This window comes from Mycoplasma sp. CSL7503-lung (assembly GCF_025515455.1).
In the GTDB taxonomy this organism is placed as follows: Bacteria; Bacillota_I; Bacilli_A; order Mycoplasmatales; family Metamycoplasmataceae; genus Mycoplasmopsis.
Genome location: NZ_JAOPHP010000065.1, coordinates 1 through 305 on the forward strand (window position 1 = coordinate 1; position 305 = coordinate 305).

At 23.6% G+C, this 305-nt stretch carries 1 protein-coding gene; it reads left to right on the forward strand.

Annotated elements, in window-relative coordinates; all coding sequences use genetic code 4:
• Positions 1 to 305: hypothetical protein (locus N9R85_RS03925; RefSeq protein ID WP_396888776.1), on the forward strand; the 305-nt coding region annotated here is incomplete at both ends.

The following is a 305-nucleotide window of genomic DNA, read 5'->3' on the forward strand; positions in this document are numbered from 1 at the left end:
GAAAAAGAACTAAAAGAAGATGATATTAAATTACTTAAAATTAATGGTCATTTAAATGAAGGATTATCTGAAATTAACAGTGAACAACTTAGTGACTTAGAATTATTAGATGTTGCATGTGCTAAATTTAAAGAAATTAAGCAAAAGTATATAACCGAAGAAGGATTGATAGATAATATCAATCCTGCTATGTTAATTCAAGTAAATGATAAAAAAGCTAATGATAAAGATTTTGATGAAAAGATCGAAAATATAATCAAAACATTAAAAAGACATAATTTAACATGAGCTAAATACTTTTCTTC